The sequence below is a fragment of the Mesorhizobium sp. WSM4849 genome, from assembly GCF_055811385.1.
The window spans coordinates 251936-260742 of sequence record NZ_JBVVPW010000008.1; the positions used below are offsets into that span (position 1 = coordinate 251936).

At 61.5% G+C, this 8807-nt stretch carries 10 protein-coding genes; 4 read left to right on the forward strand and 6 right to left on the reverse strand.

The genetic code is table 11. The features are described from left to right. Positions 1-321: 321 nt before the first annotated feature. The 6 genes from tsf to AC0L3L_RS11565 all read right to left on the reverse strand — a co-directional run bounded on the left by tsf (position 322) and on the right by AC0L3L_RS11565 (position 5527). Positions 322-1245, reverse strand: coding sequence for a translation elongation factor Ts (gene tsf, locus AC0L3L_RS11540; RefSeq protein ID WP_473487013.1), 924 nt, complete (start codon positions 1243-1245; stop codon positions 322-324). A gap of 116 nt (positions 1246-1361) precedes the next feature. Continuing rightward, positions 1362-2159, reverse strand: a complete 798-nt coding sequence (rpsB, locus tag AC0L3L_RS11545; protein WP_095492864.1) for a 30S ribosomal protein S2 — start codon at positions 2157-2159, stop codon at positions 1362-1364. A 178-nt stretch (positions 2160-2337) separates the two neighbouring features. Beyond that, the gene (locus AC0L3L_RS11550; protein WP_473637637.1) at positions 2338-2949 is read right to left on the reverse strand and encodes a LysE family translocator; all 612 of its coding nucleotides are present in this window, start codon (positions 2947-2949) and stop codon (positions 2338-2340) included. Beyond that, positions 2946-3224 (reverse strand): DUF4031 domain-containing protein, encoded by a 279-nt coding sequence (locus tag AC0L3L_RS11555; RefSeq protein WP_473637638.1) that lies wholly within the window; start codon positions 3222-3224, stop codon positions 2946-2948. Before AC0L3L_RS11555 ends, AC0L3L_RS11550 begins: the two co-directional genes overlap by 4 nt. Positions 3225-3296: 72 nt before the next feature. Continuing rightward, entirely contained in the window at positions 3297-4595 is a 1299-nt protein-coding gene (locus AC0L3L_RS11560; RefSeq protein WP_473637639.1) for a hypothetical protein, read from the reverse strand. Positions 4596-4696: 101 nt separating this feature from the next. After that, complete coding sequence (locus AC0L3L_RS11565) at positions 4697-5527, reverse strand: cell envelope integrity EipB family protein (RefSeq protein WP_473637640.1); 831 nt, start codon at positions 5525-5527, stop codon at positions 4697-4699. Between the two features lie 125 nt (positions 5528-5652). On the opposite strand from AC0L3L_RS11565, the gene AC0L3L_RS11570 reads away from it, so the two are divergent. The 4 genes from AC0L3L_RS11570 to AC0L3L_RS11585 all read left to right on the forward strand — a co-directional run bounded on the left by AC0L3L_RS11570 (position 5653) and on the right by AC0L3L_RS11585 (position 8675). After that, positions 5653-6117, forward strand: a complete 465-nt coding sequence (locus AC0L3L_RS11570) for a RidA family protein (protein WP_473637641.1) — start codon at positions 5653-5655, stop codon at positions 6115-6117. A gap of 7 nt (positions 6118-6124) precedes the next feature. After that, the gene (locus AC0L3L_RS11575) at positions 6125-6853 is read left to right on the forward strand and encodes a glycerophosphodiester phosphodiesterase (RefSeq protein WP_473637642.1); all 729 of its coding nucleotides are present in this window, start codon (positions 6125-6127) and stop codon (positions 6851-6853) included. Between the two features lie 42 nt (positions 6854-6895). Continuing rightward, the gene (locus tag AC0L3L_RS11580) at positions 6896-8113 is read left to right on the forward strand and encodes a GNAT family N-acetyltransferase (protein ID WP_473637643.1); all 1218 of its coding nucleotides are present in this window, start codon (positions 6896-6898) and stop codon (positions 8111-8113) included. 130 nt (positions 8114-8243) lie between these two features. Beyond that, positions 8244-8675, forward strand: a complete 432-nt coding sequence (locus AC0L3L_RS11585) for an HIT family protein (RefSeq protein ID WP_473637644.1) — start codon at positions 8244-8246, stop codon at positions 8673-8675. Positions 8676-8807: the final 132 nt, after the last annotated feature.

Genomic DNA, 8807 nt, shown 5'->3' on the forward strand with positions numbered 1-8807 from the left:
TTTTCGGGGGGGGGCCCCGCGCGGGGGGCGCCCGCGGCGGGGGGGCCCCCCAAAAATTTGGGCCCCCAAACCCCCCGGGCCCCCGCGTTCCCCGGGGCCCCCCGAACCGGAAAACTCTCTTCCAGTCGTTAGCTTACGCCGGCAAATGCATCTTGCACGAGCAGATCCGGGCACGAGCAGATCCGGGCATGAGCAGATCCGGCAGATAGCCAGCCGGCTTGCCGCCGACCGCCTGGCCTTCATCGATAACGCGCAAGAAATCGGCCGGGCATCCTCGCGGACACCCGGCCGTAAAGTCTTTTCAGAAAATAAGAGTGCGGTTTACTTCTTGACCGCCGCCGCGACTTCCGCCGCGAAATCGGTTTCTTCCTTCTCGATGCCCTCGCCGAGCGCGAAGCGCAGATAGGCAGTGATCTTGGCCGGTGCGCCGATTTCCTTCTCGGCATCCGTCAGCGCCTTCTCGACGGTGATGTCGGGATTGAGCACGAAAGCCTGCTTGAGCAGCACGACCTCTTCGTAGAACTTGCGCAGACGGCCCTCGACCATCTTCTCGATGATCGCCTCCGGCTTGCCGGACTGACGCGCCTGGTCGGCGAAGATCGCCTTCTCGCGCTCGACCGCGGCCGGATCGAGCTGCTCCGTCGTCAGCGCCATCGGGTTGGTGGCGGCGACATGCATGGCGACCTGGCGGGCAAAGGCGTTGGCCGCCTGCGCGTTGCCTGTCGTCTCGATGGCGACCAGCACGCCGAGCTTGCCAAGGCCGTCGGCAACCGCATTGTGGACGTAGGTTGCGACAGCGCCGTGCTCTACGGTGAGCTTGGCCGAACGGCGGAAGCCAAGATTCTCACCGATCGTGCCGACAGCATCCTTGATGGTGTCGGCGACCGACTTGTCCGAACCCGGATACGGTGCGGCTGCGACGGCCTCGGTCTTGCCGCCATAGGCGAGCGCGACCTTGGCGACCTTGGCGACGATCTCCTGGAAGGCGGCGTTGCGGGCAACGAAGTCGGTCTCAGAGTTGACCTCGACGACCGCCGCCTCGCGGATACCGGAATCGACGCCGATCAGGCCTTCGGCCGCGGTACGGCCGGCCTTCTTGTCGGCCTTGGAAATGCCCTTCTTGCGCAGCCAGTCGACGGCCTCTTCCATGTTGCCGTTGGTCTCGTTCAACGCCGCCTTGCAGTCCATCATGCCCGCGCCGGTCAAGTCGCGGAGTTCTTTGACCTGTGCAGCTGAAATGCTCATTGTCGCCTCTTTGTTTAAAATGCACCGACGCACCATCGGTCCTCGATGATGCGCCTGGCGCCAGCGCTTAGCGCGCCAAATATGAGAAAGGTGAAGGCCGAAACCGGCCTTCGCTGTTATGCTTCCGGTGTCTGGGCAGCCGGTGTCTCGGCGGTCGGCGTCGGCTCGAGTGCCGGCTCGACCGGAGCCTCGGCCAAAGCGCCGACGTCGACGCCGAGCGCGCCCTGCTGGCGAGCGATGCCGTCGATTGCAGCCTTGGCGATCAGATCGCAATAGAGCTGGATGGCACGGGCCGCGTCATCATTGCCGGGGATCGGGAAATCGATCTTGTCCGGGTCGCAGTTGGAATCGATGATAGCGACGACCGGGATGCCGAGGCGCTTGGCCTCGAGGATGGCGATCGCTTCCTTGTTGGTGTCGATCACGAACATCAGGTCGGGCGTCGAGCCCATGTCTTTGATGCCGCCCAGCGCCTTGTCGAGCTTCTCGCGCTCGCGATCAAGATTGAGGCGCTCCTTCTTGGTGAGCCCCTGGGCCTCGCCGGCCAGCATCTCGTCGAGCTTGCGCAGGCGCTGGATGGAATTCGAAATCGTCTTCCAGTTGGTCATCATGCCGCCGAGCCAGCGGGAGTTGACATAGTACTGGGCCGAGCGCTGCGCGGCGTCGGCGACGATGTCGGACGCCTGGCGCTTGGTGCCGACGAACAGCACGCGGCCACCCTTGGCGACGGTGTCGGAAACCTGCTTCAGCGCCTGGTGCAGCAGCGGCACCGTTTGCGAGAGGTCGATGATGTGGATGTTGTTGCGGGCGCCATAGATATAAGGCGCCATCTTCGGGTTCCAGCGGTGAGTCTGGTGGCCGAAGTGAATGCCAGCTTCCAAAAGCTGGCGCATGCTGAAATCAGGCAGAGCCATTCTTGAGTATCCTTTCCGGTTAGCCTCCACGGACACAGGCATTTCTGGACTTTGTCCTCGAACGCCACCGGAGGTTTCAGCCGGATTTCTCCCGGGCAGACACCAAAGTCCGTGTGTGGAATGAGCGCGCATATAGAGGGGATGCGCGACAAACGCAAGCGCTGCGGTGTCTTGCGGCTCAGCGTGCGGCGATCAGCGCACCGGTGCCGATCATGGCGCCGCCGGCAAACCTGTTCATCAAGCGCATCCGTCTTGGCGTCTTGAACCAGCTCGAAGCTTGCCCGGCAAGCACCGCATAGACGCCCATAGTGATAATGTTGACGCCGATCACGACCGCAACCACGAGCAGCCCCTCAGCGAAGGTCATTGCGTTGAGATCGAGGATCAACGGCATGATGGAGGCGTGGAACAGGATCGCCTTGGGGTTGCCCAATGCGATGGAGATGCCGAGGTAAAACGATCGAGACAGTCTTGCCTGCGTTACCTCCAGTCCATTCGATCGCGCGGAAGCCGATCGCCACATCCTGATGCCAAGAAACATCAGATAGGCAGCACCCGCATATTTCAGGATGAGAAAAACCCATTCGAAGGTCTGTGCCAGTGCCACGAGACCGAGCAGCGCCAAAGTCACCAGCACCGCGTCGCCAGCGGCGATACCGAGGCCAGCCAGGAACGCGCGAACGAACCCGCGCGTGACGCCGTTGGCAATGACCGTGAATACCGCCGGGCCAGGCGTGGCGGCGGCGAATGTGATCGCAGCGCAGTAAGCCAGAAATGCCGTCAACGTCATGGTCGTATCTTCCCCTTCGGCACCCGGACACGCCGGAAAACAGCAACGATCTCTTCGCGGCTACATTCGATGGCGCCTAGCCGCACCGCGCGGTCGCGCTCGAAGCCGGTTATGTCATAATGCGGCGCCGATGTCTTCGGCGGTCCCTGATAGGACGAGCGCTTGATGCCGAGCTGTGTTGCAAAACGATGCAGCTCATCGGTGTCGTCGGCCAGCAGGTGACACCAGCGGTGGCCGACCCATTTCCAGATCGCCGCGTCGACATAAACCGCCATGAGGCTTGCCGCACTCCTTCATCTTGCGCCGACCAGCGGAGCCGCAGTTCACCTGGGGCCAAGATCCAAACGTTAGCGATGATAGAAGGGATTCGGATAGAAAATGAAGCCGCCGGCGGCTTCGAGTTCGGCTACCGTCGTGGTGACAGCCGCCTGCATACGGCTGTGCAGTTCGGCGAGCGCATTGTCGATCGAGCCCGGATAGGCGTGCAATCCCAACGGTTCCGGCACACGGATATGCGCGCAGCGCGGCCCGGCCGGCTGCGGCACGAAGCGGTTGATCGTGTCGCGCAGCGTGCCCTTGCAATAGTCGTTGCGGATGCGCTTCAGATGCTCGGCGATCTCCTCTTGCGTGATGCGCGAGTTGGCTGAGGCCCACGGTCCGACGCGTTGGAGACGCTGGATCGTGTCCGCCAGAGTGCGGACCTGTTTTTGCCTCTCAGCGTCACCGTTGTTTTCCCGCAGCCAGCGGCGCGACCGGCGCAAAAGCTCGGCGAACTCGTTGACGCTGGGATCGACCGAAATACCCTCCCCCAGGCGCCGGCTCAATTCGAGCAGCAGTTGCGTCTGACGCGCTGCATACGAAGCCCGTTCGTCGGGCGCCATGCCACAGGCAATCTCATCGCGCGACATTAGCGTCGCATAGATATGGTGGACGCGCTCCGGCAGCGTATCGGCGGCACGGCGTTCGATCTTCAGGGTCTTCTCGACATACGCGCATTCCTGCGCCAGCGCCGGCTCGACATTTTTGGTGAAGGCGAGCTTCCAGACAACCGGCGCGATCCAAATCCTAGAATCCTGATCCGTGACGCGACCGCGCTTGAGCGCTTCGAACCCCATCTCGACCGCCCCTGGAAGAAGCGGACCGACGACATTGGCATGCCAGCCGACGCCGCCTTCGGGATGCAAGAGAACACCATGCCCGTTCAGCGCCCAGGCGATCGAGTGTTCCTTGGCAGCCCCACTGTTGCCGGGAATCTGGGCGATCAGATTGTTGGCCAGCCAGAATTTCTGCATGATCCGGCCGAGGCCGTTGACGACGCCATGCGTGGCCCAGGATGCCGCGAGCGGACTGACCTGCGAGACGATCTCCTTGTCGATCATCCAGTCGGTAAAGAATTCCGGATGGTTGGGCGTGATGAACGCCGCCTTGCCGGCGCCGCAACAGGCCTTCAGCCGCTGCCGGTCGTCGTCGGGAAAGTCGATATGACGGACATTGGCGACGCCGCGCAATCCGGCCAGGCGGTTGAACGGCAACAGGTCGCGAACCCCGGGAATGCCATGCAGCATGACAACCCGATTGACGACAGTCATGATCCTGATCAGCGCCGGATTGGGCCTCGGCGCCACGAACACATCGATTCTGCTCAACCCACCCCCCCGCGATCGACCCATCGGCGTAGAAGTTGAGATGCAATTGCGGCGTGTTCAAGTCATTCGCCGCCGCCTTGCGGGCGTGGTTAACCTGAAGCCTATTTCGGCGGACAGGCTTTCGCCTGATCGAACAACGACAGATTGACCAGCTTGCCGGTCATCGAGAACTCGCCATAGTCCATGACGAGGTCGCGCGTGATGCCGTTGTCATGCAGCTTGAAGCTGATCCGGTACTCCGGCACCTCCTCGCCTGACTTGTCGGTGCCGTCGAAATAGGCGATATCGACCGGCCAGTATTTGTCGGTGGCGAGTTTCGCCAGTGCCGGCGCTTCCGGATCAGCCTTGTCGGCATCGGCTTTCTTGCCGACGACAACGGTGGTGGTCATCACCTTGTCGGCATCTTCCGAGCCGTCGAATAGGTTGGTTTCGTAGAAATTTTCGCCCTTTTCGGCCTTGTCGATCAGTTCGGCCAGATGCTGGGTCGGAAACTGGGTGGCGGCGAGTTCGAGGCTGCTCTTCTCCGGCTTGTCGATATCGACCTTGAGGCCCTTCGTCTCCTTCGTCGCGGTGCCCTTCACCTCCTTGTCGAGGCTCTGGTCGACGAAGGATTTTGTCACGAACGAGAACGTCTTGCCTTCGGCGTCCTCGAAAGTGGTCGTTTGCTGGTCGGTCAGCTTTGTTGCATTGTCGTTGGTGGCAATCTGGGTGACGAAGCGGAACTTCACCGTGTAGCCTTCGCAAGGCGAACCGTTGAACTCATAGACCATGCGGCCGGAAATGCCGGTGATGCCGGAGCGATCGGAGGCTTTGTCCAGGCTCAGATCATAAACCGCGCGATGCGCCTGCAGCGCCGGTACGGCAAAAGCCGGCGCCAGCGAGAACACGGCTGGCAGCAGGACGGCGTGGAATGCGAGGCGTGTTGCGCGCATGAGGGGCTCCGATCGGCAGGCCGCAGGAAAGAGGGTCCAGCTTAAAAAAAGTCGTGGCGGAAGCGAGGCAAAAATAGCAATTTCGGCCCGGCCCGCGCGGCGTCATCAAGCAATAGGGAAATACCATGAGTGAAACAATCGAAAAGCGGCTAAGCGATCTCGGCGTGACGCTTCCGGTCGCCGCCGCGCCCGCCGCCAACTACGTGCCCTATTCCAGGTCAGGCAATCTGCTGTTCACCGCCGGGCAGCTGCCGCTCAGCGAGGGCAAGCTGCAGGCGAGCGGGCTGCTCGGCCGCGATGTCGACACCGAAAGCGGCAAGGAAGCGGCAAAATACTGCGCGATCAACGTATTGGCGCAGGCCAAGGCAGCCCTTGGCGATCTCGAGAAAATCCGCCGCCTGGTGAAGATCACCGTCTTCGTCGCCTCGGCGCCGGATTTTGTCGAACAGCACCTGGTTGCCAACGGCGCCTCGGATTTTCTGGTTGCAGTGCTCGGCGATCACGGCAAACATGCCCGCTCCGCCGTCGGCGCCGCCTCCCTGCCGCTTAATGCCGCAGTTGAAATCGAAGCCATCTTCGAAGTCGAATGAGCCTGTCATGACCGATCTTTCCTGGCTGACCGCCCGACCCGTTGCCCATCGCGGCCTCCACGACATGAACAAGACGCGCTGGGAGAACACGCTTTCCGCCTTTGCCGCGGCAGCCGAACGCGGCTATGCGATCGAATGCGATGTGCATCTGTCGTCTGACCGCATCCCGGTCGTCATTCACGACAGCGATCTGAAGCGGCTGACCGGCCAGGACGGCTTCGTCTGGCAGCGAACGGCAGCGGAGATGACTGCGCTCAGGGTTGGCGGCACATCAGACCATCTGCCGACTCTGCAGCAGGCACTCGACCTGGTCGATGGTCGTGTGCCGATGGTCGTCGAGCTGAAAGGGGTCCCCGGCCGGGACGAAGCCCTGGTAGAAAGCGTCGGCAAGATGCTCAAGCACTACAAGGGCAAGGCGGCGATCATGTCGTTCGACCACTGGCTGATCCGCGATTTCCCGAAACACGCGCCCGGCATTCCGGGCGGGCTGACCGCTTATGGCAAAGACGTCAAGCTGATCGAGGCGCATTTCGCCATGCTGGCGCACGACATCGCCTTCGCCTCCTACGCCGCCGGCGACCTGCCGAACCGGTTTGTCAGTTTCGTGCGCGAAAGGCTCAAAATGCCGGTCATCACCTGGACCGTGCTCGACCAACCGGCGGTCGACTTGACCTTTAGATACGCCGACCAAATGACATTCGAAGGATTCGAACCCGATCTTGTACAGGTCGCTTGAAACCGAGCTTGCATGGACCGGCACGGAGCTTAAATAAGCCTCATGGATCAAGGCGATGAAGGCGACGGGCAAACGGCGAATGGAGCGTATGCGATCCGGGTTGCCTCCGGCATCGGAGCCTTCACCTGCGCGGAATGGGATGGCCTCGGCGGTACCGCACGCGGCGATACAGAAAACGGCTACAACCCACTCGTTTCATTCGCTTTTCTGAGCGCGCTTGAGGATTCGGGCTGCGCCGTGCGGCGAACCGGCTGGCAGGGCCATCATCTCAGGCTGGAGACAGCACAGGGAAAGCTGCTCGGTGCCGTTCCCTGCTACCTGAAATCGCATAGCCAGGGCGAGTATGTTTTCGATCACGGCTGGTCGGACGCGTTCGAGCGCGCCGGCGGGCGTTACTACCCAAAACTGCAATGCGCCGTGCCGTTCACGCCGGTCACCGGTCCTCGCCTGCTGGTCAACAAGGGCGAGGACAGTCGCGCCGTGAAAGCCGGCTTGGCAGCAGGCCTGAAGGCGGTGACGGACAAGCTCGGCGTTTCTTCCGCGCACGTCACCTTCGCGCAGCAGAAAGATGTCGGGGCGCTGGAAGCGGCGGGTTTCCTGCACCGCACCGACCAGCAGTTCCACTTCTTCAATGAAGGTTATTCGACCTACGACGATTTTCTCGCCACCCTGGCATCGCGCAAGCGCAAGGCAATGAAGAAGGAGCGGCGCGAGGCGCTCGCTCACGGCATCTCGATCGACTGGCTGACCGGCAGGGATCTCACCGAAAGGATCTGGGACGACTTCTTTGCCTTCTACATGGATACCGGCAGCAGAAAATGGGGGCGGCCCTACCTCAGCCGTGAGTTTTTCTCGATGATCGGCGAGCGCATGGCCGACGACATCCTGCTGGTGATGGCCAAGCGCAATGGACGCTACATTGCCGGCGCTATCAATTTCATCGGTTCCGATGCGCTCTACGGCCGCAACTGGGGCTGCATCGAAGACCATCCGTTCCTGCATTTCGAGGTCTGCTATCACCAGGCGATCGACTTCGCGATCGACCGTAAGCTGAAAGTGGTCGAAGCGGGCGCGCAAGGCGAGCACAAGCTGGCGCGCGGCTATAGGCCGGTGACCATGCATTCGGCGCATTACATCGCGCATCCGGGCTTGCGCAACGCGGTCGCCGACTATCTCAGGCGCGAGCGGCGCGAAGTGGAGCGGATGGGCGACTATCTTGAAGAGCACACGCCGTTCCGCAAGGATATGGCGGACGATTAGGGCGACGTGCGTCCAATTGGACGCACAAAGTACGCTCTAACACTTTGAATCTCCGCATCGTACTTTCCGAAAATCGATTCCGATTTTCGGGTCGGTACGGTAGAGCAAGGCACAATCCGGAGCGCACGCCATGGCCGAAGCCACCTACGACAGCAGCAATATCTTCGCGAAAATCCTACGCGGTGAAATCCCGTCGCATCGCGTCTATGAAGATGACGCAGTTGTCGCGTTCATGGATGTGATGCCGCAAGGGCCGGGTCATACGCTGGTTGTGCCGAAGGCGCCGTCGCGCAACCTGCTCGATGCCGATCCGGCGGTGTTCGGCCCGCTCTTCGCAAATGTCCAGAAAGTTGCGCGGGCAGTAAAAAAGGCCTTCGATGCCGATGGTGTCACAGTCATGCAGTTCAACGAGCCTGCTTCGGGCCAGACCGTCTTTCACCTCCATGTTCACATCATTCCACGCTTCGAGGGCATTCCTTTGAAGCCGCACAGCGGTCAGATGGAGAAGCCAGAAGTGTTGGCTGAGAACGCCGGCAAGATACGAACGACGCTGGGAAACTGAAGCCGGGCGTCGCACACCAAACGCCTTCGGCAACTCACTACCTCTTCATCTAGTCGTCCGTGAAGAAAGCGATTTTCGCGTCAACCTTGAAAGTGATCTGCGTTGGAGCGCTTTGTCCCAACTGAGGGGCGG

Excerpts from the sequence above, each read along its gene's own strand:
- tsf (WP_473487013.1), bottom strand. The coding sequence starts at position 1,245 with ATGAGCATTTCAGCTGCACAGGTCAAAGAACTCCGCGACTTGACCGGC.
- AC0L3L_RS11580 (WP_473637643.1), top strand. The coding sequence starts at position 6,896 with ATGGATCAAGGCGATGAAGGCGACGGGCAAACGGCGAATGGAGCGTAT.
- AC0L3L_RS11570 (WP_473637641.1), top strand. The coding sequence starts at position 5,653 with ATGAGTGAAACAATCGAAAAGCGGCTAAGCGATCTCGGCGTGACGCTT.
- AC0L3L_RS11575 (WP_473637642.1), top strand. The coding sequence starts at position 6,125 with ATGACCGATCTTTCCTGGCTGACCGCCCGACCCGTTGCCCATCGCGGC.
- rpsB (WP_095492864.1), bottom strand. The coding sequence starts at position 2,159 with ATGGCTCTGCCTGATTTCAGCATGCGCCAGCTTTTGGAAGCTGGCATT.
- AC0L3L_RS11585 (WP_473637644.1), top strand. The coding sequence starts at position 8,244 with ATGGCCGAAGCCACCTACGACAGCAGCAATATCTTCGCGAAAATCCTA.
- AC0L3L_RS11550 (WP_473637637.1), bottom strand. The coding sequence starts at position 2,949 with ATGACGTTGACGGCATTTCTGGCTTACTGCGCTGCGATCACATTCGCC.
- AC0L3L_RS11565 (WP_473637640.1), bottom strand. The coding sequence starts at position 5,527 with ATGCGCGCAACACGCCTCGCATTCCACGCCGTCCTGCTGCCAGCCGTG.
- AC0L3L_RS11555 (WP_473637638.1), bottom strand. The coding sequence starts at position 3,224 with ATGGCGGTTTATGTCGACGCGGCGATCTGGAAATGGGTCGGCCACCGC.